Origin of the sequence: Lysinibacillus sp. NPDC098008 (assembly GCF_044760715.1) — a bacterium.
Lineage (GTDB): Bacteria > Bacillota > Bacilli > Bacillales_A > Planococcaceae > Lysinibacillus.
Map to the genome: position 1 here is coordinate 39,842 of NZ_JBIWBA010000005.1, position 26,136 is coordinate 65,977.

Below are 26,136 nucleotides of genomic sequence, written 5' to 3' on the forward strand. Positions count from 1 at the left end.
AGGGATTGGATGGCTCATTTACAATTAAAGCATATTTATAAAACATATAGCGATGGCACAAATGCGGTGGAGAATTTTAATTTAGAAGTAATGGATAAGGAATTTATTGTGCTTGTTGGCCCATCTGGATGTGGAAAATCAACAACTTTAAGAATGATAGCGGGCTTAGAGGGCATTTCATCAGGTGAAATTTTAATAGATGGAGTGCTTGTCAATGAGTTAAAGCCTAAAGACCGCAATATCGCTATGGTGTTTCAAAATTATGCACTTTATCCTCATTTAAGTATTTATGACAATATGGCATTTAATTTAAAATTACAAAAGATTAATAAATATGAGATAAAAAGAAAAATTGAGCGAATTGCTGAGATTTTAGATTTAACGAAGTATCTCAATAAGAAGCCAAAATCTTTGTCTGGTGGGCAACGGCAAAGAGTAGCATTAGGTCGAGCAATTGTCAGAGATGCGAAAGTTTTTTTACTGGACGAGCCTTTGTCAAATTTAGATGCCAAGCTAAGAATGCATATGCGTACAGAGATTATTCAACTGCATAGGCATCTACAAACAACTACAATTTATGTCACACATGATCAAACAGAAGCGTTAACAATGGCATCAAGAATTGTTGTAATGAAGGATGGAAAGATGCTGCAAATTGGAACGCCCTATGAAGTATATGAAAAACCGCAAAATATTTTTGTAGCAGATTTTATAGGCTCACCATCAATGAATTTTTTTTATGGCATCCTAACAACTGAAGGTTTTAACGTAAACGGCTTCCTCGTCAACATCAATGCTGAAGATATGGCATTACTGTTGGACAAAGGCTACTTACATAAAGAATTAGTTCTTGGTATACGTCCTGAAGACATTTCCTATGGACAGATGGAGAAGGAAACGTATCAAGCAATAATCACCGTCATAGAAATACTAGGCTCTGAAGCCATTCTCTATTGTGATTTATATGGTGAGCAGATCATTGCCAAGCTCAACACTGCTTCAAAATTTAATATAGGTGATGCAATTTCCTTACAATTTAATATGGCTAAGGCTCATTTTTTTGACAAAGAAACAGAACAAAGAATTTTTTAAAAGCTTTTATAATGAATAAATCTTCCTATAGTTTTTTGTTAGAGAGCGCTCTAAATATTTTGAAAATATGTTAAAATAGTTGTATCAATTGAAGGCTAGGAGCGGACAGAATGGCTATTAATACAATTATTTTTGATTTAGATGATACATTATTATGGGATAAGAAATCTGTTAAAACAGCATTTGAAAAAACATGTGATTATGCCGCGACAGTACATCATGTAAATGCTGATGAGCTAGAGGAAGCGGTACGCACAGAGGCACGTACATTATATGAAGGCTATGAAACATATGATTATACGGTATTAATTGGCATCAATCCATTTGAGGGACTTTGGGGGTCTTTTGATGATCCAACAGATTCGTTTCAAAAAATGAAAGAAATTGCACCAGCCTATCGTGCAGCTGCTTGGACAAATGGCTTAGCGGCTCTTGGCATTGAGGATGCTGCGTTTGGAGCAGAGCTAGGGGAGCGTTTTGTAGCAGAGCGTAAAGTATCGCCATTTTTATATGAAGATACATTTGCTGTGCTTGATGCATTAAAGGGGAAATATCAATTGATATTACTAACAAACGGTGCACCAAGCTTACAAAATTTAAAGCTCGAAATTACACCAGAAATTGCGCCATATTTCGATCATATTATTATTTCAGGGGATTTTGGCAAAGGAAAGCCAGATGCAGCTATTTTTGAGCATGTTATGGAGAAGGTAGGTATTACGGCTGATGATGCGATTATGGTTGGTGATAATTTAAATACAGATATTTTAGGCTCCTCTCGTGTAGGGATGCGAAATGTTTGGATTAACCGCGAAAACAATGTTGTAAACGGTGCTGTAACACCTACTTATGAAGTCGATTCATTAACAGCATTATTGGAACTTGTAAAGGAACTATAATTAATAAAAGAAACCAAACTATTGCGACTTGAATAGTTTGGTTTTTTGCTAGATTATAACCTTTTAATAGATTCTTTTATTGTTTGCTGCTGCTCTTTATCCCAAACCTCATAAATTTCAAATGTTCCTTCCTCAAAAAATAATGGTAATCTTCGTTTAAACCAAGGCTGCATAGGAAGATTGTAGGCTTCGTTAAGAGGAACCCATACTAATTCACCTTCTGGCGGATTTTTGAGCAGTGTGCCTTCAAACGATGTAGCTAAATAGTTAAACACCATATAACGATAGTTTTTCTTTGGGTCAACATATTCATCAAGCCCTTTATAAACTAAATCTTTCACCATTAAGCCTGTTTCTTCCTTTACTTCACGGATAGCCGCTTCAGTTAAGCTTTCAGGGAAATCTACTTTTCCACCAGCACCAATATAGCCTGGAAATCCTCTTTCCACGGGTCTATTTAATAATAATATTTTATCGCCATCCTGCACGATGCACATTGTATATAAATCAATCGTTGTCATATTTGCTCTCCTTGTTTGTAAGTGTTAAAAAGGGGTACTGATTCCCACATATAAATAGGTAAAGCCGATTGCTAAACAAAGCTGGATAAGGACATAGACGATTAAATAAGCTTGAGGCTCTCCAGCTTTTTTGCGATAGTAAATTTGTGCAATCGAGTAGAGCATAAAAAGGCTGTAAATAATCATAGCGTGAACCATATGCTGTAAAAGATATATAAAGAGTAAAGTCCCTCCAAATAATATAAGCATAATCACATTGGCGATAGCATGCTCAACGGTTGCGGCAAAAAAACGACGCTCTGTATTAGGCATTCTTTTTTTGGCAATCCATAATAGAAAAGATGCTAGGAAGATAAAAATATTGCCCATTAAAATTTTTATCGAACTTTTCCCATCATCATAGTACCATAGGGAGTAAAAGAGTCCATCGAGCTGAACCGCCTGCTCTGTTTCAATATTCCAGAATGTATTGTTATTCAGTACCTTCCATTTTTCTTCTGTTCCATTATCATAACGAATGAATACATCATAGTAATTAGCACTTGATGGGCTTGGGGATATGGAAACAGGTGAAGCATTCGCTAAATCCTTTTCTAGCTGTACTAACGTCTTATGATTAGTATAGCATTGCTGAGGCACATAAAGGCAGGAAGCTTTGGCTATAAAGGTATCCTTATGGCTATTTTTCTTTACATAGACTCTATCTATTGTTTTCGTGGCATCTACTGTTGTTGGCGGATGGATTGGCTCATGAACAAAGGATAGTAGAAGGATTGAAAGCACTGCGAGAAATAGTAATGACAAGGATAGAATTTTCCAGCTATTTTTAGTGAAATGTTTTTTTGCTGTAGTCGTTTTTGTGATTTGATAGAATAAACGTTGCTGCTGCTGTTCCGATAGCTTTAAATTATGTAAATGCTGCCATGCCTTCTTCTTATTCTTCATGAAATTCACCTCCAAGCTCTTTTTTTAATGCAATGAGTGCACGCTTTAATGTGTTTTTTACTTTTCCTTCATTCCAGCCTAAAACATGGCACGTTTCCTCAATGGATAAGCCTTCAATTTTACGTAAAATAATAACGTCGCGATAGGTCATTTTTAATTTACGAATAGCGAGATAGAGCATTTTTGCATCCTCTTGTTGCATTAGCCATTGATGTGGAGTAGGGGATGCTTGTTCTTCATACTGCTGTAAAAAGGGAACAAATTGTATCAGCTTTTTCCGACGGTAATAATCATAGGCGATATTACGTGCGGTACGTCGTAGCCATGCTAGCTCCACGCCTTCTTTAATGACTTGCTGGTAGTTGCAATAACGAATGAATGTCTCCTGTGTAAAATCCTCAGCTAATTTTTCATCATTTAATAAGTAGTATAAGTATTTAAAAATGGCTTGATTATGTAAGTAAAATATTTCTTCAAGTTTCAAATTGCGCACCTCCTCTCCCTTAAAGACGATTAATCATGAAAAAAGTATCGTTTTGCTGCCAAAAAGAAACAGCAGAGAGTATGGAACTCCCTGCTGTAGATGAAAAATATTATAGGTCAATCGCTTTTACTTCATCAATATTTTCTAGCTGTGCAACAAATGCTAGGTCTTCTTCTGTTACTACATTATCAACTGTCAACATCATAACGGCTGTTCCACCAATTTGTGCGCGACCAACCTGCATTGTAGCGATATTGATTTCTTTTTCTGCAAGCTTTGTTGCTACACGGCCGATTGCACCTGGTTTATCAGTATTTTTAATATAAAGCAGGTGACCTTGAGGAATAACGTCTACAACATAATCCTCTACTTTAACAATACGTGCACCTAAGCCATTTAATAATGTACCAGCTACTGTATGTGTTTCATTTGCTGTAATAATTTCAATCGTAATTAAGCTTGTAAAGCCTTTAGCAGTTGTTGTTTTATGTTCATTAATTTTAATGCCAATTCGCTCAGATAAGTAACGGGCATTGACATCATTAACGTGATTACCATGATTTTTAGATAATAAACCTTTCAATGCATTTGATGTCAATGGGCGGACATCGTAGTTCGCTACTTGACCAGCATAAGATAAGTTAATTTCTTTTACAGGCTCTGTTGTCACTTGAGATAGGAATGAACCAAGCTTTTCTGCTAGTTCAAAGAAAGGCTCAACTTGTGCAAGTAATTCTTTTGGAATAGATGGCATATTGACAGGGTTTGTAACAGTTCCTGTTTTATAAAATTTAATAATATCATTTGATACATCAACCGCTACAGATTCCTGTGCTTCAATTGTAGATGCACCTAAGTGAGGTGTTGCAATAACCTGTGGTAAAGTAAGCAGCTTATGGTCTGTTGCTGGCTCAGAAACGAATACATCAAGAGCAGCGCCCGCTACTTTACCTTCAACAATAGCATCATATAAATCATCCTCATTAATAATGCCGCCACGTGCACAGTTAATAACGCGTACACCGTTTTTCATTAGTGCAAATTTCTCTTTATTAATAAGATTACGTGTTTCAGGAAGAAGTGGTGTGTGTACAGTAATAAAATCTGCAGCTGCACAAATTTCTTCAACCGTTGCCTTTGTGACACCTAATTCTTTCGCACGTTCATCTGTTAGGAAAGGATCGTATGCCATAATATTCATGCGTTGACCTTTTGCACGATAAGCAACCTCAACACCGATTCGGCCGAAGCCTACAACACCTAAAGTTTTATTTTTCAGCTCTACACCAACATAAGATTTGCGATCCCATTTTCCATTCTTTAATGTATTAAAAGCTTGTGGAATATGGCGAGCAAGAGATGTCATCATAGCGATTGTATGTTCAGCAGCAGAGTTTGTATTACCGTCTGGTGCATTGACAACAATAATGCCATGCTCAGTTGCAGCAGCAAGGTCGATATTATCCACGCCAACGCCTGCACGACCAATTAATTTTAAGTTTTTCGCAGCCTCAATTACTTCACGTGTTACAGTTGTTTGAGAGCGTACTAGCAACACATCGACATCAGCAATTTTCGCGATTAATTCTTCTGGTGCTAGGCCAGTGTCTATGATAATGTTTAAATTTAATTCTTGCTCTTGACGTAATGGGAAAATACCATCCTCACTTAATGGATCAGCGATAAATACGTTAATTGTTTTTGTAGCAGTTGTCATGATAATTAGCTCCTTTTATATAAAAATAGATTATGGTCTTTGATCTACAGCAGTTAGAAAATTCGAACATCTTACAGCATGAAAACAATCTCCTTTCTAGATCAATAACAATATAAAAAAGCCCTTCACCTCTTACAAACACAGGGGATGTGTTGTAAGGGGCGAAAGGCTGAATAAACATTGGTTTTCGCGGTACCACCCTTAATCACTGCTAGAAATAGACATTCTTGCAGTCTTAGCTATATGCGTAACGTGCATGTGACGGATAGACTTACTTAATGTTGTTCAGCCTATCTATTCAGGGGTGGAACTATTATTGTAGAAATCACTGATTTGCACCAACCATCAGCTCTCTGAGGATTTTCTGACAACTAGTATGTCCCCGTCACGATATTTTGTGTGATTAAATTTGTTAACATCATAATCCCTATTGTTCACCTTTGTCAATGATATTTCCAAAAAACTTTAAAAATATTGACTTCAAGAGTCTGAAAAATAAATATATGCGAACATTAATTATAAAAATTTGATTTAATGTTCGTTCTTTTGGGGTGTACAAAGATGACGTTCGAAATATTTATAAAGTTTGATAATATCAGGCTTTTAGGAAGTTTATAAGTAAAAAAATATATGGGAATTAAATGGGAGAAAATAGTTGTTTTATGTTAATATTCGATATTTTTAATAGAGAAAACGAACATTTTTTGTTGTCACATTTTAGACAAAAAATATATAGTAGAGTAAAAGAGCATCGTCTTGGTGAACGATGCTCTTTTTCATTATATTTTGTAGAAATTAATCACTTTGTCAAAAGAATATCCTGTCAACAAGATGTGTTTTGAGCCTCGGCAATTTTAGCAATTTGAGCCTCTACTTGTTCCTTTGTCCAACCGTTTTCATCAACAAAGAAGTTGCGCTCTGCACGGCGACAGTTATCTGAACAGCTACGCATATAAAAGGCCTCATGCTTTTCCTCACATAGCATGAGCTTATGACAATCAGGATTTGCACAGTTGATATAGCGTTCGGAAGGCTCTCCTGTGAAATAATCCTTGCCAACAATAACATGCTCTACTTGATTAATCGGTACACTTCGACGACGGTCAAAGACAAACATCTGTCCATTCCAAAGCTGGCCTTTTACTTCAGGGTCTTTAGCATATGTAGCGATACCCCCATGTAATTGTCCTACGCTTTTGCCATAGCCTTCACGTTTTAACCAGCCTGAGAATTTTTCACAGCGAATGCCACCTGTGCAATAGGTTAAAATCTTTTTATCGGCAAATTCCTCTTTATGCTCTTCCATCCAAGCTGGTAACTCACGGAAGGTTTCAATATCAGGACGTATTGCACCTTTGAAATGACCTAAATCATACTCATAATCATTGCGTGCATCAATAATAATAGTATCTTCTTCCTGCATTTGCTCCATAAATTCTTTAGGTGATAAATAATCACCTGTAATTTCTAATGGATTAATATCCTGCTCTAAGCCTAAATGAACAATTTCACGGCGAGGGCGTACATGCATTTTTTTAAATGTATGCCCCTCAGCCTCATCAATTTTCCACATTATATCGCTAAAACGAGGGTCTGCCTGCATATGATTCATATAAGCATCGGTTTGTGCGATTGTACCTGAAACCGTGCCATTAATTCCTTCATGACCTACTAAAATACGGCCAAGAAGCCCAATTTCTTTACAAAGCGCTAAATGCTCTTCAGCAAATGCGACAGGGTCTTCAATCGTAACATATTTATAATAAAGCAATACACGATAGTCTTTTTGTGTCAAAATACATAAACCACCTTTATAACAATATTCGTCCTTTAATATAGCATAACAAGCGTAATTTTGCGTAGGATAGAAGGAGTTTTCTAAAAAAACACGAATACTACATAGTGAATGACTATTCATATTTGGGGGTAATGGAGATGGAATTTTCAACAATCACACTAGAAAAATTAGAACGCCGTGCAACACTAACATTGAACAGACCACAAGCGATGAATGCAATGGATGGGGTAATGATGCGTGAGCTTGCGGAATGCTTTGAGGCATTGCAGCAGGAGCAAGATATACAGGTGCTTGTGATTCGTGGGGAAGGGAAGGTTTTCTCAGCAGGCGGCGATATTAAGGCAATGCTTGATAAAGACAATCCGCTAGATATTGATGAGGCAATGACTTACCTTACACGTATTGTCAAGGCATATTATCAGCTACCAATGATTGTTATTGCAGCAGTTCACGGTGCATCGGCAGGATTGGGCTTTAGTTTAACATTAGGGGCAGATATTGTTGTGGCATGTGAAAATAGTAAGTTAGCAATGAACTTTATTGGGATAGGGCTTATTCCAGATGGCGGCGGGCACTTCTTTATGAAGGAACGTGTAGGTACTGTAAAAGCGAAACAAATGATTTGGGAAGGGAAAGTATTAACTGCCGAAGAAGCATTAGAAGCAGGATTAATTGATTATCTTGCACCAGATGGCACAGTATTTGCAATGGCGGATCAGCTTGTAGGTAAAATGCTTGCTTCACCTATTTCCTCGATGATTACAACGAAAAAAATTCTGCATGCTCAAAATTTACCACAGCTAGAAAATATTTTAGCAATGGAGGCAGAAGGGCAATCAGCTATGCGTAAAACGGCTGACCATCTGGAAGGTATCCAGGCATTTGTAGAGAAAAGGACGCCTGCTTTTGTTGGAAAATAACTATAGCAAAAGGCACGTAGCAAAATTTACTGCGTGCCTTTTACTAGCCACTAAACATGGAACAAAATTAATTTACCTGAAGAGTTGACAAGGCGATGTGTTTTATCAGCGACACCTTTTTCTTCAATTTGCTGCTGTCCATTTACTTTAGCTTCTTCATCGTTTTCAAATGTCCATGTTTCATCAAATAATGTTTCCCCTGTTTTTTCAAAAGCTGTAAAACGATAATTCTCCATAACAAACCCCACCCTTTTACTTAAATATATCTCTATTATACATAGAAGATTTCTAAACTTCACGATAAAACTAGTGAATATTTTGATAAATTACAAAAATTGTGGAAAAAATAAGACAAAAGCACTTTTAGAGTTATACCATTTCTCATGACATAAAAAATATGGTAAAATAGAACAAATATTCGGTCCGTAGGATAGCTGTCTTGTTGGAGGCTTATAGCAACTAACAACACAATAATTAGTTGGGGTGATTGGATGTCAACAATTCGTTTTTTTCATATGGCAGATTTACATTTAGATAGTCCGTTTAAAGGTTTATTTGGCTTACCTGAACATATTTTAAGAAGGATTCGGTCAAGCACCTTTGAAGCCTTTGATAAAATTATTAATAAGGCAATTGAAGAAAAGCCTGATTTTCTACTAATTGTAGGAGATATTTATGATGGTGAAAATCGTAGCTTGCAAGCACAGCGAAGATTTCAAGATGCTATGGAAAGGCTTTTTCAACATAATATTCCTGTTATTATTAGCTATGGTAATCATGATCACTTAAATGGGACATGGACACGCTTTGCTTTGCCAAGTAATGTTTATGAATTACCGGCCGAAACAACGGTTGTGCAATTGAATATTCGTGGTCAGCAAGTTAATATTTATGGATTTAGCTATGGAGAGCGTCATCTTAATCAGTCAATGGTTGAAACATACCCCATTGCACAGAATCAGCAAACCATTCATATTGGGATGCTTCATGGCAGCGAGGCAAACGACACATCACATGCTATGTATGCACCTTTTACAAAGCAACAGTTGCTTGAAAAAAATTATCATTATTGGGCTTTAGGTCATATTCATAAGCGACAACTTTTACATCGAGAGCCACCAATTGTTTATCCAGGCAATATTCAAAGCCGACATCGCAATGAGCAAGGAATAAAAGGCTTTTATGATGTAACATTAGCACAACATACTGCCGAGCTAGAATTTGTGCCTACTTCTGCGATTGTTTATAGCACGCTAGAGGTGGATTGTACAAATATTGTACATGCTAATGAATTATTAAATAAATGTGCAGAAGTGATTGCTGCTAATCGCACAACGTACGGTGCATCAGTAGTAGAGCTACGCTTACAACAGATTGATGAACAAGCAGAGGCTTTATTTGAGCATGCAACAGTTGATACATGGTTAGAAACAATTCGAGAGGCTGAGGAAGGGCTAGAGCCGATGTGCTGGGTTCAAAAACTGGTATTGCAAAAACCTGCGCCATTAGATAAGCATACAACAACTACGCAATCCATTATAAGCTTAATGGAGCAATGGGATAGTAGTGAATGGCAAGATATTTTAAAGGATTTATACCAATATGCAGGTGGTGCTAGACTGATTGAAGCTCTAACTGAGAAAGATATAAAACAGTTAGTGAACAATGCACAGGCATTACTAGTAGAAGAAATTCAAAGGGTGTGAATTACATGCTGACAATACAAAAAATCCAAATTTATGGCTTTGGCAAGCATGAAAATATCACTATTACTTTAAAAGACGGTGTCACGATTTTTTATGGCGCGAATGAGGCAGGTAAAACAACCATTCAGCAATTTATTTTACAAATCCTCTTTGGCTTTCCAACAAAACAGCAAGCACAGCGCAGATATGAGCCGAAAATTTCAACAAAATACGGTGGTCAATTGATAGTAGCGCATCCATTGTATGGTCAATGCACAATTGAACGTGTGAAAGGCAAGGCAATAGGAGATGTGACAGTTTATTTGGAGGATGGTACAACTGGACAAGAAGAATTATTAGCAAAGTTATTATATGGTTATTCCAAAGCATCCTTTGAATCCATCTTTTCTTTTTCATTACATGAGCTACAAGGGATTGAAAAAATGTCAGAGGAAGAGCTCACGCATTTATTGCTTGCCTCAGGAACGACAGGTATTCAGCATTTATCTGCTCTTGAAAAGAGAATGGAAAAAGAAGCTGGTGAGCTCTTTAAAAAAACAGGTAAAGTGCCAGTGATAAACCAAAAAATTGCACAGTTAAAGCAACTTGAACGAACAATTAAGCAGGAGCAAGGCAATATTCGAACATTTGAGGATAAATTACAGCAATTACAGATACTTGAACAAAGGCTAGAGCAGCTCTATCATACTCAAAAATTACAGCAGCAGCAGTGGCAGCAGCTCACCGTCCAAAAGCAGGCATTGCCGCTTCTGAAGCAACAACAGATATTGCAGCAAACATTGACAAAGTATGAGCATATACAGTTTCCAGCAGAAGGCATTAGACGCTATGAGCAGCTAAAAGACCGTCTATTACACGAAAATCAAAAGCTAAAGCAATTGCAGGAGCAATATCAAGCATTAGAAAATAACATACTTGCTACACTAGATGAACAAACGCTAAATGAAATGGCTTTTCTTCTACAGCAAGAGGCAACATGGCATCAGCTAATGGTAAAAGAGCAAAATTTACAAGATAGTCTTTATTTGTTGGAGCAAGAAATTGAAGGGCAATTTCGTTTATTAGGTGTGCAGGAACAAGAGGCACAGGAAATTGTTCTTGGCGAAACAGTTTCCTTACAGCAAGAAGAGCAATTTCAGCAGCAATTAAGCATGCTAGAGGAGGCAAAGATAGAGCTTCAGTTTTATGAGCGTTCAATGGAACAGGTTCATATAGATTTAGATGCTATTGCAAAGCAACAGCAACAACTAAAGCAAGAGTCATTAACACAGGAGGAAGAACATATTTTAGCACAGTGGCCACAACGTAAACGGCAGCTTGAGCAATTACGTGCTGAAAAATGGCAGCGTGCCAAACAACAGCAGCCTCATTATGTGATATGGCTTGTATGTATGGTTGGGCTTTTATCGTTTGTCTATGGTGTGCTGGAAAAAAATATAGCGGTAATGGTTATTGGAGCAGTTTTATCAGTCATTATACTAGTGTTTATAAAATATAGTAGACAAGCCTATAAGACGCCAAGTAAGGAACAAAGCCAGCTTATACGCAAATTAGAGCAAGAAGAAGCAAATGTGCAAACAGTGCTACTAAAGAAGCAACAGCTTGAGGAGCGTTGGCTACATGTAAATGAACAGCAAAAGGAAAAAGAACAGCGCTATGCTCAACTTGAATATAAAATTCAGCAGGCTGAAATAGTAAGCGAGGAAGCCATACAAGCCTTGCAACAATTTTTAAAGCGTTATCGATTACAAGGCACTATAGCTACAACATTAATGCCTGAATTATTTACACGTATTCGTAGTGTGCAGGAGCTAGCAACTAAAAAGGCTAGTACGCATCATCTATTACAAACAGTACAGGCAGAAAAGCAGGTACTTTATCAACGGCTACAGCGGATTGTAGATGGGGTGTATAATGAGCAAGAAATATATATGTATTTACGTACAGCCTATCTAGAAGCACAGCAAAATCAGCAGCAAGCACAGCAAACAACAGAACAATTAGCTAGTCTTAGTGTTACGATGGACGGTGTGCAGTCGCGCATTGAGAGCTATACAGCTAATATTAGCCAGCTATTTAATGCTGCAAATGCTCAACACGAGCAAGCGTATTATGAGATACATGAGCAATTTGAACAACAGAAAAAAATTACAGCAGAGCTTCAAGCAATCCAAGATCAGTTAGCATCACTGAATCTTATAACTCAACAAGGTCTAGAAGAGGCATCTGTTGAGGAAGAGATGCTTGTGTTAGAGCAGAAGCAAAGCTTAGTGCAACAGGAAATTGATCAATGCCTTGAGCAACGTGCAACATTACAAATTCAAAAAGACCAACTATTAAATGATCAAAATTATGGACAATTACTTCAACAATTTGAGCAAGAGAAAGCACAGCTACAGCAGCTTGTGGAGCAATGGGCATCCAAAAAGGCTGTGGCGACAGCTATCCATGAAACGTTATTCCGTCTTCGAGAGGAAAAACTACCACATGTTTTAACAAAGGTCAATAAGATATTCTGCTTATTAACAGATGGGCGTTATGAAAAGCTATCCATTAATGATGAAGGTTACTTTATGGCACAAGATATGGCTGGATTACGCTATCAAATGGTTGAATTATCACAGGCAACAAAGGAGCAAGCCTATATTGCATTGCGTATGGCACTTGCACAAACATTGGCAGCTTCTGCGCCATTTCCACTGATAATGGATGATCCATTTGTCCATTTTGATCGAAACCGTACAAACAAAATGGTACAATTAATGAAAGAAGTAGGATATGAACGTCAAATTTTATATTTTACTTGCCATGATGCAATGCTTACACATTGGCAAAAAGAGCAAATTGTTGATATAGCAGCGCTAGCAAATGAAAGGGGAGTGGCGTCGACATGAAAGGCATTACAACACTTCAAGTAGGAGAGCCGGTTGACCAATATTTACTAATTAAACAAGCGACAAAAGGAATTACAACAGTTGGAAAGCCATTTATGTCGCTTATCTTACAAGATAAAAGTGGCGATATTGAGGCAAAGCTATGGGATACAAATGAAGAGCATGAAAAAATGTATCATGCGGAAGCGATTGTCCGTGTTGGTGGAGAAATACATGACTATCGAGGGAAAAATCAATTGCGTATTAAGTCAATTCGTGTTGCAAAGCCAGAAGAAGGTATTGCGATTCATGATTTAGTGCCATCCTCTGCAACGCCAAAAGAACAGCTGTATGAAGAATTAACACAATTTTTCTTTGACATTAAAAATCCAAATATTTCACGTATTACAAGAGCGACAATTAAAAAGCATCAGGAGGCTATTTTAGTGTTTCCTGCTGCCACTAAAAACCATCATGACTATGCATCAGGTCTATTAGATCATATGGTGTCTATGCTACGACTTGGCAAAGCAATTGCAGATTTATATCCAACATTAAACCGTGATTTATTATATGCAGGTATTATTTTACATGATATTGGTAAAGTCATTGAATTATCAGGGCCAGTAGCTACAATGTATACAGTAGAAGGCAATTTATTAGGTCATATTACGATTATGGTCAATGAAATTGCGAAAATTGCTAGCGAGCTAGATATTGAAGGTGAAGAGGTAATGCTACTACAACATATGGTATTATCTCATCATGGGAAGGAAGAATGGGGTAGCCCGAAAAAGCCAATGCTACAGGAAGCAGAAATCTTACATTATATTGATAATATTGATGCGAAGATGAATATGCTAACAAGAGCATTAGGAAAAACAACACCAGGCGAATTTACAGAGCGACTATTCCCACTCGATAACCGCTCCTTCTATAAGCCAACAATTTAGCAGGCAGCTTGCAATAACTGAATACAATAGAAATAAACGCTCCCATTCCAACAGAAAAGGGAGCGTTTATTAATTGCTTAATTAAGATATGAAACTATAAGCGGAAGTGATGAACTATATCATGAATTGTTGGTAAAACAGTTGTTGAATATTGCTGTAGTGTAGCTAAATCTGACGTACCAGATAATACACCTACAGGCTGTTTAGTATTTTGCCCAAATAACATATCTACTTTTGTATCACCAATATGAATAACATCGCTTTGTTGAAGGTTAAATTTATTACAAAATGCATGTAAAGCCTCTGGAGAAGGTTTTTTAGGATACGTATCAGCTGTTGCAATAAAATCCACATAAGGCATCAGCCCTAAATGCTGAAGTGTAAATGCTGTGACGTTGTACTGATCAGCAGTAACAATCCCAACGCGAATATTTTTATTATGCAATTCTTGAAATAATTTTTTTACATCTCCTATAGGCTTAATTGCATCTGGATGTTGACATGTACCTACATAATACATTTCATCTAATAATTTATATAGCGTTTCAGTGCTTTCATTTATAAATGGAGCTAAAGCCTGCGCTGAATCGTATAAAGTTTCACTCGCAATTAAACTATTACTCACAAGCGTATCGTTAGCTTGAATACCAAGAACCTCCAGCATTGGGATAGTATTTTTCTCATCAATATTATATTGCTTAATAATGTCATGTACAATTTTTTTGGTTAGATTAATCCATAGACTATTAAACTCAATTAATGTGCCATCTTTATCAAATAAAATCCCTTTAATCATCCGTCACCTCTAGTTGTTTTAGAATTTCTCCCCAATGGTTTACGATAAATTTGCTCAGGTGTACCAATTTGCTGAACTTCACCCTCCTTAATTTCCATATTAAGGTCCTTAATAATTGGTTTATCTACATCGTTATAGCCTTTCGATAAATGATTCATTTCAATTTTGATGGAAGTCACGACATCCTGCCTTTCGTTTTTATTTGTTTTTATTTTGTTTTATTCGTTTTTTTATTATAGAGATACTTTTTTAAGCACATTTTAATAAATTGTAATTTTGATTTTACAAAGTAAAACAAAAAAATATAATAAAGAAAAAAAGAAAGAGGACTTTATATGCTGCGAGATGAACGTATCGAAAAAATACGCCAGGCGTTAAATACCAATGCGACAGTGCGAGTAACTGAATTAAGCGAGTTGCTTGCTGTAACACCTGAAACCATTCGAAAAGATTTAGAATACCTTGAAGCGGCAGGGGAGGTAAGGCGTGTACATGGGGGGGCAATTTTAAAAAAGCGTAATATTAAAGAAACAAATTTTATTGTGCATGAAACGATTCATAGGGAATGGAAAGCAGAAATTGCAAAGGTCGCTGCAACATTTGTAGAAGAAGGCGATTGCATTGCGCTAGATGTTAGCACAACTAATACAGAGATAATGAAATATTTAGTGACAGCATTTCAGCAGCTATCCATCGTTACAAATTGTTTAACCATTGCAACTATTGCAGCACAAAACCCTAATTTTTCGGTATTTTTACCTGGGGGGGAAATTAAAAAACTCGGAGCTTTGTCTAGAGGGGCAAGAAGCTGTAGCCTTTGTGGAAAAATTTCATATTGATACATTTTTTATGAGTGCCAGCGGTGTATCCGTAGAAAAAGGCTTTCTAGATTATGGTTTAGATGAGTTAGCTGTAAAGCAGGCGCTGCTAAAGAATGCCACAACAACATTTGCTGTGATAGATCACACTAAATTTTATAAAACAGCTATTTTTAAAATTGGTGCAGTTACAATTGTGGATGGCATTATTACAGATTGTAAAATACCAGAGGAAATAGTGAACACCTTTGAAGAGGCGAGTGTAATGATTTATACAAAAGAACATACAATATAAAGTTAGTAAAAATTGTTAATAAGTGTAATTATTTTATTTCCTAATTGCTATTAAAGTATGGTTTTTATAGGTTGAAATATATAACTAGAAAGTTTTAGAGGCTATCCATTGTACCAATGCTAGTATTTATTTTAGAATATAAGAAGAAATACATAAGAATGGGGAAAAACAATGGAGAAAGAGGTACTTTTTTCGCAGAAAATTAAATTTTGGAAAAGCTTAATTTTTAAAATGATACTGGCTATAGGAATAAGCTTATTTATTAGCTCATATGTTTCAGAATTTATTAGCCATCAAGTTGAAAAAGTAGTTGCATTAAATGGTAGCGCAGGTGTTGCTATCAATACATTTATTTCATTATTCATTGGGACAGTTATTATTTCATTATGTACAAGATATATTGTGTTAAAGCGTATTAACTGTGTGCTAAAGGCAATGACAAAGGCTGCTAATGGCGATTTAACAGTACGTATTGATGATAAATTCAAAGATGAGATTGGGCAATTATCAACTGAATTTAATCATATGCTAACACAAATCGGTACAGTTATTGAGAAGGCAAATAAAGCATCTACAGATGTTTCGGAGTATACAAAGGAATTTACAGCTATTACAGAGCAAAGTAGTAAGACAGTGGAAACGATTTCTGACGCTATTGGAAGCATTGCCTCCAGTGCAGAAGGACAATTAAGGCAATTAGATTTATTATCTGGTTCTGCTGATTTAATTATTAAAGATATGGACCATGCCTCATCTGCTGTACAGGCAGTTGCAGATATAGCGAATGAAACGAACCAAAAGGCTGATTTAGGATTACAGTTAATTGAACAGACCATTGACAAGATGAATACAATTAATGACTCTGTTCACCAATCAACAGAGGTTGTTAATGCTTTAGGTGAAAAATCAAAGGAAATCAGTACGATTGTCGCGTTAATTACAAGCATTACAGATCAAACAAATTTACTTGCATTGAATGCATCCATTGAAGCGGCACGAGCAGGAGAAGCAGGAAAAGGCTTTGCAGTTGTTGCGGATGAAGTTAGAAAGCTAGCGGAGGAATCAGGAAAGGCTGCCGATAATATTCGAACATTAGTGGACGATATTTTAAACCAAACATCAGGTGCTGTTAATGCTATTAATAGTGGTACAAAATTTGTAGATGAAGGTCGAGAATCCGTTGAACAGACAGGCGATGCTTTTAAAAATATTGTAGATTATGTGCAGCAGATTAGTCTTCGTACAAATGAAGTAACAAATATTGTCTTGCGTGTCAATGACAAGGCAAGCCAAACAGGTGATGCCGTAAAAGAGATTGTAGAAATTGCGAACGACACATCCTCAGGTTTACAGCATATTGCTGTATCAATAGAGCAACAAACTGCGTCAAATGAGGAAATTGCAAGCTCAGCAAATGTTCTTCAAACAATGTCAAATGACTTACAAGCGGAAATCAGCCAATTTAAAGTGAAGTAGAAAAGGAAAGGGAGCATCTCGTTATTTCGGATGCTCCCTTTTGTTGATAGTATAGTTATCCTGATTACTCAGCTTCTTTGTCAGTATCTTCTGCTTTGTCTTTATTGTCAGCTTCTTCTTTAGCAGCTTTTTCTTCAGCTTTCTTTGCTGCTTCTTCAGCCGCTTTTGCTTGCTCTTCACTTGTTGTTGTAAAGAATTTTAGTGATTCTTCTAATTCTTTATCAGATGTTTTTATATCCATATCTTTTGCTAATTTTGCCACAATATCTTTAGCAACGATTTGGTCAGTACCTGTTTGCTTTAATTTGGCAAACATCGTATTAATAATATTTTCTTCTTCATCTTCAAATGAGCCAATACCTTCTACATCACGCTTGTCCGTAATTTCAATAATATGATAGCCAAAGTCTGATTGAACAGGCTCGCTTAATGTATTTAATTCAAGTGCATATGCAGCATCATTAAATTCATCGACCATTGCCCCAACAGAGAACCAGCCAAGCTCGCCACCTTTTTCAGCAGAGCTTGTATCTGTTGAATATTCTTTCGCTACATCCGCAAATTTAGCGCCGCCTTTAATTTTTTCAATCACTTCTTTTGCTGTTGCTTCATCTGCTACTAAAATATGACGACCGTTTAGCTCGGTTTTCATTTGCTCATAATATTTTTTTGTATCAAATGAATCCTTTATAGCTTTTTCTTGCAGAAGCTGTACACGTAAAGAATCTTTAAAGCCTTCTTCTGTTAAGCCACTCTCCACAAGTGCTTGTTCGAAATTGTCGCCAATTTGCGCAGCTGTCATATCATATGCTTCTTGTACTTCTTTATCTGTTACTTCATATTTATCAGCTAATACTTTTTCAGTTAGCATTTGTTGTACAACATATGAGCCTGTTAACGATTTTGCTTTTTCATTAAAATCAGCTACTGAAATATCGCCTACTTTAGAAGTAACAAGTGCCTTATCATCTCCTCCGCTACATGCGCCAAGCGCTAAAACAGAAGCAGCTAATGTTAAAGATAAAACTGTCTTTTTCATAATGGATATTCTCTCCTAACATGGTTTCGTCCATTTTTTACTATAACATAAACGATTTAAAAACAAAATGGTTCCCCCTTGAGTATTGCCCATATTTCAAAATTCAAAGCGCATAGGATATAGAAAAGAAAGGGGGTGAAGTTATGGGCAACGGAGGATACGGTGGCGGTGGCTACGGCTCAGGCTTTGCTTTATTAGTTGTGTTATTTATTTTATTAATTATCGTTGGTGCAGCGTTCCTATACTAATTAATAAAATGGCGAAAAGCTAAGAGTGTAAGGCTCTTAGCTTTTCTTGTCAGACATTTGCATTGCATACGAAGAATACTAAGTTGTTGCATGGGGGCTCAACTTATTGTTATACGTATGATTGGTGCGAATGTCTTTTTGGTTGTCATTATACAGCGTATAAAACTTCAATATAGAATGAAACAAGTAAAATCGTAATAAGTATATTGATCGTTCGGAATACTTTTGGTTGGTTTTCTTCGGGAATTTCACGTCGCACACATAGCGTATATGTCATGCGGTTTATTTGAAATAAATAGAATACCGAGAATAGAACTACAATCATTAATAGCAAGTCTATTCCTCCCCTCTTTCAATAGTAATAGCATAACAAAGAACGTCATCAAAACACAAGTACAAGTAATTTAGTGAACCGTTGGTGGCACTAAAATTTCATAGCCCTTAGGCGTTTCCTCTATTTGTGAATTTTTTGGTGAATGTAGTAAATATTTCACGTAAAGAATGTCAATTAAACATAAACTACAATGATAAGCAAATAGTAACGTACCATAATGTGTATATTGCGGTAAAAGCAGTGTACCCAATAAAATACTTGTATTAAGCACAATAAAGGGCGTTAATAATGCTAAAATATAACGATTTTTTGCTAATGGCTCACGAATACGCATATGCAATACAGGAATAATATAAAATTGAGCACGTACACGCAACTTTAAATGCTGTCGTAAATCATATAGTGCAAGAAAATGTAAAAATTTATGAATCGGATACAATATAATAACAGCTATTACAAAGAGCCAAAATAAATGATCTGTATAATGCTCCTCATTGAATAAATTAAAGGTTACATAAGAAGTGCAAAAGACCAGCAGAAACGTGATAACGCTCATTATAATAATACGCGTAGTGCCGTAATGATGTTCTAAGTTTAAAATTTTCCAACAATGCATCGTTTATTATCAACTCCGAAAATAGGAAGTGTCCTATTTACTGTAAAGTGAATAATGTTAGAATGCAAGAAAAAGGAGGCGTTTCAGAAATATTTCTGAAATACCTCCTTTTTTATAAGTGAAGCTTCATCTTATCCTTTTACAGGTGTACGTTGTTCAAGCGTGTCAAAGGAATCACGGAAATGTTGGAAGGAGCGTTCGAAAATATCGATGAAATCCTCACCATAAATATTACGAATAACAGCCATTACATCTAAAAAGTCTGGGAAACGACCATATAGGTCCTTTAATGCCAGTGACCCTTCCAGTACAGAATGATACGTATTATGATAGTTTTTATTCATTTCGATTATTAGGTCTGTGCCAGCATCTGTTAGCTCAACATACGTATTACGCTTATCGTCATCTCGCTTTGAAAATTTAAGGAGTCCACGCTCCTCTAATTTTTTAGAGAAGTTAAACGCTGTTGAAACATGCATCACGCCAAATTTTGCTACATCTGAAATAGAAGCCCCTTTTAAATGGTAAGAAATCCATAAGATATGATGTTCATTAATATTTAAGTCATAGGGTTTAATCCATTGCTGCCAATCTTTTTCAACCGCTTTCCATAGAGCTTTTGATAATTGCGCGATTCTTTGACTATAAAGCATCGCTTCTTTTTGTGTGTATAATTCCTCTGACAAAGCCATCACCTACTGCTTTCTTTCACATTTTTAAAAATATTATAGCAGTAAAGGAAAAAAGTTTAAAGTTCGAAAAATTAAAAAATTAAAAGTGGTTAAAAAATAACATTATTACAATTTAATTTAATAAAAATATAGAATTATATTCAATTTAAAGGGTCTTTAGTCGTTGATTTTTTCTTGAGATTTTTCTTTGCTTTTTATGATTTGTGCGATGTTTTTCTCGATTTCGCTTATTGAATTCTGTAATGCTTCTATTTCTTGTTGTAAATTATTTTTATTTGGCTCAATTTCCTCTGTAAAAGTAGTAATAGTTTGTTTTAAATCATTTATTATTAGAGGAATATTATTTTTAACTTCATTTGTTAGTGAATTGACAGATTGTTTAACAGTGCCTACCTGTTGTTTTACATCCAAGAGCATTCCCTTTGTTTGATCTGCATTTTGTTTTAAGGAAGTACGTAGCTGTTGTCCTGATTGTGGTGTGGAGAAAAGTACAGCAACTGTGCCGCCAATAATGCCTGTTGTAAGTCCAAGTAAAAATGGTTTTGCTTTCATATTTGTCTACCTCATTTCTTATCATGATTACCTACTATTAAACCATGAAATCCGTGAATACAAAAATAAAAAAGAAACTAATATTGTGATGAATGACCACATATTAGCTTTCTGATGGTAGATAAAATTAACATAAAAGAACTTGTAGCAGGCGTTTCGCACCATTGCTACAAGTTCTTACTTTTGTTTGTTTATGAAATTTGAGAAATTGCTGTTACAAATTTAGAACGCTTTACTAATTTTGTTACGATTGGATAGATCACTACAAAGGCAACAATGTTAAATACGACAGCTGGAAGAACAACGCCTACAAATAACATGGCAAACGTTGCGCCCACATTGGCATTGAAGACAAAAAGTGCTGTGGATAAAAAAACAGTTCCAGATAAAATTGTACCCAATCCAACTAAAATCGTAGCTACAGCAAGATGATTTGCTAATTTTTTAAGCAGCAATACAGCAGCTAAAAATACAAAGCCTGTCACAGCTTTATCTAAAATATTTGGCACAAGACCAGCAGGGAACGTTGTAAATAAACCTGAAAGTACCCCTGTTGCTAGAGAAAGTAAAAATGTTTCTTTCACAGTAGGAAATAATAAAATCCCAATAAACATCATTGTTAACATAAAATCAGGCTTCATGCCATTTACCATTCCAGGTGTAACTACATAAAGAGCTGCACCGACACCTACTAAAAGTGCCATTAATACTAAATTTTTCGTATTCATTTTCTAATCTCTCCTCAACTCAACTAATCTAATTGTTTCCTAACGTGCCCTCATAGCCGTGAGCGAAACTTATTTGTGATTGTACGTTAAAATTTTGAAAATTGCAATACAATTATGCTAAAAACGTGATTTAAAGGTGTGCTTTAATGCTTTCCGCCACTTCTACTAATTGCTCTGATGTATAGTTTTGTGTTTGCCAAATCAAGCCTAGACCTTCTTTTTCATCATAACGCGGAATAAAATGTAAGTGGTAATGGAAAACAGTTTGTCCGGCTGCTGCACCATTATTATTAATCGTATTTAAGCCAATTGGCTGGAATGCGGCTTTAATGGCATTGGCGATTTTTGGTGCGACAGCATATAAATTACGTGCCACATCCTCTGGCATTTCAAATAAATCCTGACAATGCTGCTTTGGAATTAATAATGTATGACCTTTTGCGACAGGTGAAATGTCTGTAAATGCATAGACATGGTCATCTTCATAAACTTTTGTACTTGGAATAGAGCCATCAATGATTTTACAAAATAGGCAATCGCTCATAAGAATCTCCCCCTTATCGTATATGTAAGTATATTCTAACATACTCAAACCTGTATCATTTGCTAATTTTTGATAAAATATAAAGTGAAACTACCAATCGGGTTTTTACAGGCTGTTGGCTCCCTACTTAAACATTTCGTTTCTGCTAACTAGTTTGAAGTGGGGGTCTTATAGCCTGTTAATACGGGATAAAACAAGAAGAGGAGTGAGGGTATGCCGGTATTAGAGGTACAACATGTGACGGGTGGCTATACGAGAAAACCTGTTATTAAAGATTTATCTTTTACAATTGAAAAGGGAGAGCTTGTTGGCTTAATCGGCTTGAATGGTGCTGGTAAAAGTACAACGATTAAACATATTATCGGCACGATGTTGCCAAAGGAAGGGAATATTCGGTTAAATGGTGTCACGTTAAAGGAGGATACTGACAAGTATCGAACAGCCTTTTCCTACATTCCTGAAACCCCTGTACTGTATGATGAGCTGACATTAAGAGAACACTTAGAATTAACAGCAATGGCTTACGGCATGGATAAGGCTACGCTTGATGCCCGCTCAGCTACCTTATTAAAGGAATTTCGAATGGAAAAAAGATTAAATTGGTTTCCATCCCATTTTTCAAAGGGAATGCGACAAAAGGTCATGATTATGTGTGCCTTTTTAGTGAATCCTAGTCTTTATATTATTGATGAGCCATTTGTCGGGCTAGACCCACTTGGGATTCAATCATTATTAGATCAAATGGATGAAAAGAAAAAAGAGGGTGCCTCGATATTAATGTCTACGCATATTTTATCGACTGCTGAAAAGCATTGTGATCGAATTATTTTATTGCATGAAGGAAGTGTGCGAGCACAGGGAACAATGGCAGATTTACGTCAAGCCTTCGCGATGCCAAATGCCACATTAGATGACCTATATATTGCAATGACAAAGGAGCGGGACCATGAAGAACTTGCGTGATGTATGGTCTTCTCGCTTTATGCACTACATAGGGGAAGTACAGAAATATATGCAATTTATTTTTACAGGGCATATTGCCATTGTACTTGTCTTTTTGATTGGAGCGGGAGGCTACCAATATAGCGAATGGTTGAAAGTGGTGCAAACAGATTTTCCAGCAGAAATCGTAATAGCCATTATTATTGGGTTATTATTGATTTTTAGTCGTCCTACTACGCTCTTAAGAGAGCCAGACCAAGTATACCTCCTGCCATTGGAGTCTAAAATGCCACAGTATTTTAGCAAAGCTCTAACATGGACATTTTTTTCTCAAGTATGGATTGTAGCGATTGTCTATATTGTGAGTATTCCATTATTAAAGGCAGTGACAGCTTTAACAACGGCAAATATTTGGTTGATATTTTTACTTGTAGTTGTCCTAAAGTATATAAGTGTACAAGGTGAATTTAGCTATCGTTATAGTGAGCGTGGACAACTTGTTTGGGTGGACAGATTAATTCGAGCGGTTATATTTATTGCAGCTATCTATATGGCTCTTCAGGGGCAGCTACTATTAGCTATTGTTGCAACAGTGATTAGCATTATTTATATGATCGTTTTTCGCAAAAAGTCTAGCGGTGAGCCTGTGCCGTATGAGCATTTTGTCAAGCTTGAGCAAAATCGGATGATGAGCTTTTACCGCTTTGCTAATTATTTTACGGATGTGCCGCATCTACGTGGTAGTATTCGTCGTCGTAGCTGGCTTGATTGGTTATACAAATTTATTCCATATGGTAAAGATAACGCTCAAAAATATTTAGTATTTCGTACCTTTGTCCGTACAGATGACCATTTCTATTTATGGCTTCGTCTGACAGCGATTGCAGCTATTATTGCAGCCTTTGTAGATATTCCTGTTGTAACATGGATTGTTGCAGGCGCATTAAGCTTTGCCACAACCATTCAATTAAAGCAAGCATTGCTGTCAAGCGGTGAATTCCGTATGGACATGCTATATCCATTGCCAGATAATGCTCGTCAAATTGCTGTAAGGCAAATTGTACGGCTAGCGATGATAATACAAGCCGTTATTGTTGGCTTATGTGCTATTGCCCAGCCAATGTTTTATATTGTCATAGCAATCATAATCGTAATTAGTGAATTAACAGCAAAGCTTTCTAAATAATAACGTCAAACTTCAATTAATAAGCGTTCTTCATCCTCGCTGTTAATTACGGGATAAATTTAAAAAGAGAGTCGCCTAGAAAGGGGTATCTTTCTAGGTGACTCTCTTTTATTTTTTACTCTGTATCTTCTTCTTTTGGTATCGCGCTATAAGTAGTTAGATAGGAAGCTGCTGAAAAAATATTTTGCTGGCGTATGCCTGTTGAGTCATCCCTTTTAGGGTGTACTGCTTCAAATGCTTTAGAGCTCTTCCATGCTTCAAAGGAATGTGGTCCATTCCATTGGGTCATAACGATATAAGTATCGCTTTTAATAGGTCGCAGCAAGCGAAATGCTACAAACCCCGGTTCGTCCTCAATAACACGTGAACGCTCTAAAAAGCGGTGTTCGAAAACGGGTCGTCCTTCATCTGTCACAGGAATATTGTTGAAAACAAAGAAGCCACGTTCCTCTAAGTCATTGACTGAATCCAGCACCTCAAATTTACGAGGTGTTGCAAACACTGTTTTTCCTGCTGTTTCATGTATCAGTACAGAGTTACCATCTCCATGAATTAAAATCATATGCTCATTTGGATATTTGTTTTTTACCTGCTCTAAAAAATCGCCAGTGCCAGAAGTTAAATAAATGTGCATTATTTTACCCTCCTTCTCAATCTTACTAACTATAGCGTGATTATACCCTTTTAAGCATAAGTCTAACGCCTCGTGTGAAAAGAAACTGTCTAGAAAGAACAATTTTATGACATTTCATAAGGAAAACTATACAATAACAGAGGAAGCGTTTACTATTGAAAACGGATATCAATAATAAAGGAATAAACAAGGCTTTTTTTATAATAGGAATTTATTGAGGGGAAGGAACTATTCATGACAACTTTTAATGATACACTTCTACGTGCGGCACGTGGAGAAAGGGTAGCACATACGCCTGTATGGTATATGCGACAAGCGGGACGTTCACAGCCAGAATACCGTGCGATTAAAGAAAAATATTCTTTAGAAGAAATTACACATCAACCTGAGCTATGTGCGTATGTTACACGTCTTCCTGTCGAAAATTACAATGTTGATGCAGCAATTTTGTATAAGGATATTGTTACACCTCTCCCTGGTATTGGGATAGATGTCAAAATTAAAGCAGGCGTTGGTCCTGTTATTGCAAATCCTATTCGTTCGGTTGCAGATGTAGAAAATCTAGGTGAATTTGATGCGAAGGAGCATACGCCATTTGTATTAGAAACAATTAAGCTGTTAACAGAAGAACAGCTTAATGTACCATTAATTGGCTTTGCAGGCGCGCCATTCACACTTGCGAGCTACATGATTGAAGGCGGTCCTTCAAAAAATTATAATAAAACAAAATCATTTATGGTATCAGAGCCACAAGCATGGTTTGCATTAATGGATAAGTTAGCTGATATGATTATTGCCGATGTAACGGCTCAAATTCAAGCTGGAGCCAAAGCTATCCAAGTGTTTGACTCGTGGGTTGGAGCCTTAAATGTTGAGGATTATCGTGTATTCATTAAACCGATTATGACGCGTATTTTTGCAGAGCTACAAAAGGAAAATGTGCCATTGATTCAATTTGGTGTTGGTGCTAGCCATTTAGCGAAGGAATGGAACGATCTACCGATTGATGTGGTAGGCCTAGACTGGCGTTTACCTATTAAAGAAGCACGTACACATGGTATTACAAAGCCTGTACAAGGTAACTTAGACCCTTCCCTATTGCTAGCAGATTGGTCAGTAATTGAAAAGCGTACAAAAGATATTATCGATCAAGGCTTAGAAATGCCAGGACATATTTTTAACTTAGGACATGGTGTGTTTCCAGAGGTTAATCCAGATGTCTTAAAGCGTCTTACTACATTAATTCATGAATATAGTGCACAACAAATTCAAGCACGTTCTTAATAATAAGTCCTTTTCTATAATGAGCGATGGATGCCATTATAGAA

Annotated in this window: 29 protein-coding genes and 1 other annotated feature; of the genes, 13 read left to right on the plus strand and 16 right to left on the minus strand. The window is 36.4% G+C overall.

All coding sequences use genetic code 11. The features are described 5' to 3' along the window. Nucleotides 1–9 precede the first annotated feature (9 nt). A complete protein-coding gene (locus ACIQVU_RS07255) occupies nt 10–1,092 on the plus strand; it encodes an ABC transporter ATP-binding protein (RefSeq protein WP_340807442.1) in 1,083 nt (360 codons plus the stop codon). Between the two features lie 110 nt (nt 1,093–1,202). Continuing rightward, complete coding sequence (locus tag ACIQVU_RS07260; RefSeq protein ID WP_340807441.1) at nt 1,203–1,991, plus strand: HAD family hydrolase; 789 nt, start codon at nt 1,203–1,205, stop codon at nt 1,989–1,991. 53 nt (nt 1,992–2,044) lie between these two features. On the opposite strand, the gene ACIQVU_RS07265 is transcribed toward ACIQVU_RS07260, so the two are convergent. The 5 genes from ACIQVU_RS07265 to trhO all read right to left on the minus strand — a co-directional run bounded on the left by ACIQVU_RS07265 (nt 2,045) and on the right by trhO (nt 7,453). Next, a complete protein-coding gene (locus ACIQVU_RS07265) occupies nt 2,045–2,512 on the minus strand; it encodes an 8-oxo-dGTP diphosphatase (protein WP_340807439.1) in 468 nt (155 codons plus the stop codon). Nucleotides 2,513–2,536: 24 nt separating this feature from the next. Further along, nucleotides 2,537–3,457 (minus strand): hypothetical protein, encoded by a 921-nt coding sequence (locus ACIQVU_RS07270; RefSeq protein WP_402894592.1) that lies wholly within the window; start codon nt 3,455–3,457, stop codon nt 2,537–2,539. Then, nucleotides 3,447–3,941 carry an RNA polymerase sigma factor gene (locus ACIQVU_RS07275; protein WP_402894595.1) on the minus strand — a complete coding sequence of 165 codons (495 nt, stop codon included), beginning with the start codon at nt 3,939–3,941 and terminating at the stop codon, nt 3,447–3,449. The genes ACIQVU_RS07270 and ACIQVU_RS07275 overlap by 11 nt, the downstream gene beginning before the upstream one ends. 109 nt (nt 3,942–4,050) lie before the next feature. Further along, complete coding sequence (gene serA, locus ACIQVU_RS07280; RefSeq protein WP_340807436.1) at nt 4,051–5,658, minus strand: phosphoglycerate dehydrogenase; 1,608 nt, start codon at nt 5,656–5,658, stop codon at nt 4,051–4,053. Nucleotides 5,659–5,812: 154 nt separating this feature from the next. Beyond that, nucleotides 5,813–6,056, minus strand: a binding site (T-box leader). 425 nt (nt 6,057–6,481) lie between these two features. Further along, nucleotides 6,482–7,453 (minus strand): oxygen-dependent tRNA uridine(34) hydroxylase TrhO, encoded by a 972-nt coding sequence (trhO, locus tag ACIQVU_RS07285; RefSeq protein ID WP_340807434.1) that lies wholly within the window; start codon nt 7,451–7,453, stop codon nt 6,482–6,484. Nucleotides 7,454–7,593: 140 nt separating this feature from the next. Between trhO and ACIQVU_RS07290 the strand changes: the two genes are divergently transcribed. Beyond that, nucleotides 7,594–8,376, plus strand: a complete 783-nt coding sequence (locus tag ACIQVU_RS07290) for an enoyl-CoA hydratase (protein ID WP_402894599.1) — start codon at nt 7,594–7,596, stop codon at nt 8,374–8,376. A gap of 50 nt (nt 8,377–8,426) precedes the next feature. Here the strand turns inward: ACIQVU_RS07290 and ACIQVU_RS07295 are convergent, their stop codons facing one another. Beyond that, on the minus strand, nt 8,427–8,612 hold the full coding sequence (locus ACIQVU_RS07295; RefSeq protein WP_340807432.1) for a YhzD family protein: 186 nt from the start codon (nt 8,610–8,612) through the stop codon (nt 8,427–8,429). A 255-nt stretch (nt 8,613–8,867) separates the two neighbouring features. Between ACIQVU_RS07295 and ACIQVU_RS07300 the strand changes: the two genes are divergently transcribed. Genes ACIQVU_RS07300 through yhaM form a run of 3 tightly spaced genes read left to right on the plus strand, consistent with a single transcriptional unit; the run spans nt 8,868 to nt 13,908 of the window. Beyond that, nucleotides 8,868–10,082 carry a metallophosphoesterase family protein gene (locus ACIQVU_RS07300; RefSeq protein WP_340807430.1) on the plus strand — a complete coding sequence of 405 codons (1,215 nt, stop codon included), beginning with the start codon at nt 8,868–8,870 and terminating at the stop codon, nt 10,080–10,082. Between the two features lie 5 nt (nt 10,083–10,087). Further along, nucleotides 10,088–12,976 carry an ATP-binding protein gene (locus ACIQVU_RS07305; protein ID WP_402894603.1) on the plus strand — a complete coding sequence of 963 codons (2,889 nt, stop codon included), beginning with the start codon at nt 10,088–10,090 and terminating at the stop codon, nt 12,974–12,976. Further along, a complete protein-coding gene (gene yhaM / locus ACIQVU_RS07310; protein WP_340807427.1) occupies nt 12,973–13,908 on the plus strand; it encodes a 3'-5' exoribonuclease YhaM in 936 nt (311 codons plus the stop codon). Before ACIQVU_RS07305 ends, yhaM begins: the two co-directional genes overlap by 4 nt. Before the next feature lie 94 nt (nt 13,909–14,002). On the opposite strand, the gene ACIQVU_RS07315 is transcribed toward yhaM, so the two are convergent. Both ACIQVU_RS07315 and ACIQVU_RS07320 read right to left on the minus strand, forming a co-directional pair. Continuing rightward, nucleotides 14,003–14,704 carry an HAD family hydrolase gene (locus tag ACIQVU_RS07315; protein WP_402894606.1) on the minus strand — a complete coding sequence of 234 codons (702 nt, stop codon included), beginning with the start codon at nt 14,702–14,704 and terminating at the stop codon, nt 14,003–14,005. After that, nucleotides 14,701–14,883, minus strand: a complete 183-nt coding sequence (locus ACIQVU_RS07320; RefSeq protein ID WP_340807425.1) for a hypothetical protein — start codon at nt 14,881–14,883, stop codon at nt 14,701–14,703. The genes ACIQVU_RS07315 and ACIQVU_RS07320 overlap by 4 nt, the downstream gene beginning before the upstream one ends. A 156-nt stretch (nt 14,884–15,039) precedes the next feature. Here ACIQVU_RS07320 and ACIQVU_RS07325 point away from each other — a divergent pair, with 156 nt between their 5' ends. The 3 genes from ACIQVU_RS07325 (at nt 15,040) to ACIQVU_RS07335 (ending at nt 17,293) form a co-directional block, all read left to right on the plus strand. Beyond that, nucleotides 15,040–15,543 (plus strand): DeoR/GlpR family DNA-binding transcription regulator, encoded by a 504-nt coding sequence (locus ACIQVU_RS07325; RefSeq protein WP_340807424.1) that lies wholly within the window; start codon nt 15,040–15,042, stop codon nt 15,541–15,543. Then, nucleotides 15,428–15,817, plus strand: a complete 390-nt coding sequence (locus ACIQVU_RS07330) for a DeoR/GlpR family DNA-binding transcription regulator (protein ID WP_340807422.1) — start codon at nt 15,428–15,430, stop codon at nt 15,815–15,817. The genes ACIQVU_RS07325 and ACIQVU_RS07330 overlap by 116 nt, the downstream gene beginning before the upstream one ends. Nucleotides 15,818–15,988: 171 nt before the next feature. Beyond that, nucleotides 15,989–17,293 (plus strand): methyl-accepting chemotaxis protein, encoded by a 1,305-nt coding sequence (locus ACIQVU_RS07335; RefSeq protein ID WP_340807421.1) that lies wholly within the window; start codon nt 15,989–15,991, stop codon nt 17,291–17,293. A 64-nt stretch (nt 17,294–17,357) separates the two neighbouring features. Here the strand turns inward: ACIQVU_RS07335 and ACIQVU_RS07340 are convergent, their stop codons facing one another. Beyond that, nucleotides 17,358–18,332 (minus strand): peptidylprolyl isomerase, encoded by a 975-nt coding sequence (locus tag ACIQVU_RS07340; protein ID WP_340807420.1) that lies wholly within the window; start codon nt 18,330–18,332, stop codon nt 17,358–17,360. 143 nt (nt 18,333–18,475) lie between these two features. Between ACIQVU_RS07340 and ACIQVU_RS07345 the strand changes: the two genes are divergently transcribed. Beyond that, entirely contained in the window at nt 18,476–18,580 is a 105-nt protein-coding gene (locus ACIQVU_RS07345) for a YjcZ family sporulation protein (protein WP_004230765.1), read from the plus strand. Nucleotides 18,581–18,728: 148 nt separating this feature from the next. Here ACIQVU_RS07345 and ACIQVU_RS07350 read toward each other — a convergent pair whose 3' ends face one another. The 6 genes from ACIQVU_RS07350 to ACIQVU_RS07375 form a co-directional block, all read right to left on the minus strand. After that, nucleotides 18,729–18,914 carry a hypothetical protein gene (locus ACIQVU_RS07350; RefSeq protein WP_340807413.1) on the minus strand — a complete coding sequence of 62 codons (186 nt, stop codon included), beginning with the start codon at nt 18,912–18,914 and terminating at the stop codon, nt 18,729–18,731. A gap of 70 nt (nt 18,915–18,984) precedes the next feature. Further along, a complete protein-coding gene (locus ACIQVU_RS07355) occupies nt 18,985–19,530 on the minus strand; it encodes a DUF3267 domain-containing protein (RefSeq protein ID WP_340807411.1) in 546 nt (181 codons plus the stop codon). Nucleotides 19,531–19,661: 131 nt separating this feature from the next. Beyond that, a complete protein-coding gene (locus tag ACIQVU_RS07360; protein ID WP_340808618.1) occupies nt 19,662–20,222 on the minus strand; it encodes an HTH-type transcriptional regulator Hpr in 561 nt (186 codons plus the stop codon). Between the two features lie 156 nt (nt 20,223–20,378). After that, nucleotides 20,379–20,774 (minus strand): YtxH domain-containing protein, encoded by a 396-nt coding sequence (locus ACIQVU_RS07365; protein ID WP_340807409.1) that lies wholly within the window; start codon nt 20,772–20,774, stop codon nt 20,379–20,381. A gap of 191 nt (nt 20,775–20,965) precedes the next feature. Next, a complete protein-coding gene (locus ACIQVU_RS07370) occupies nt 20,966–21,502 on the minus strand; it encodes a tryptophan transporter (RefSeq protein WP_340807407.1) in 537 nt (178 codons plus the stop codon). 130 nt (nt 21,503–21,632) lie between these two features. Beyond that, nucleotides 21,633–22,046 (minus strand): HIT family protein, encoded by a 414-nt coding sequence (locus tag ACIQVU_RS07375; RefSeq protein WP_340807405.1) that lies wholly within the window; start codon nt 22,044–22,046, stop codon nt 21,633–21,635. A 213-nt stretch (nt 22,047–22,259) separates the two neighbouring features. Between ACIQVU_RS07375 and ACIQVU_RS07380 the strand changes: the two genes are divergently transcribed. Together ACIQVU_RS07380 and ACIQVU_RS07385 are read left to right on the plus strand one after the other, a co-directional pair. Beyond that, nucleotides 22,260–23,009 (plus strand): ABC transporter ATP-binding protein, encoded by a 750-nt coding sequence (locus tag ACIQVU_RS07380; protein WP_340807403.1) that lies wholly within the window; start codon nt 22,260–22,262, stop codon nt 23,007–23,009. Further along, complete coding sequence (locus ACIQVU_RS07385) at nt 22,993–24,174, plus strand: ABC transporter permease (protein ID WP_340807402.1); 1,182 nt, start codon at nt 22,993–22,995, stop codon at nt 24,172–24,174. Before ACIQVU_RS07380 ends, ACIQVU_RS07385 begins: the two co-directional genes overlap by 17 nt. Before the next feature lie 115 nt (nt 24,175–24,289). On the opposite strand, the gene ACIQVU_RS07390 is transcribed toward ACIQVU_RS07385, so the two are convergent. Beyond that, nucleotides 24,290–24,808: an antibiotic biosynthesis monooxygenase family protein gene (locus tag ACIQVU_RS07390; protein WP_340807401.1), complete on the minus strand. Its 519-nt coding sequence runs from the start codon at nt 24,806–24,808 to the stop codon at nt 24,290–24,292. 234 nt (nt 24,809–25,042) lie between these two features. Here ACIQVU_RS07390 and hemE point away from each other — a divergent pair, with 234 nt between their 5' ends. Beyond that, nucleotides 25,043–26,092, plus strand: coding sequence for a uroporphyrinogen decarboxylase (gene hemE, locus ACIQVU_RS07395; RefSeq protein WP_340807400.1), 1,050 nt, complete (start codon nt 25,043–25,045; stop codon nt 26,090–26,092). The last annotated feature ends 44 nt before the right edge of the window (nt 26,093–26,136 follow it).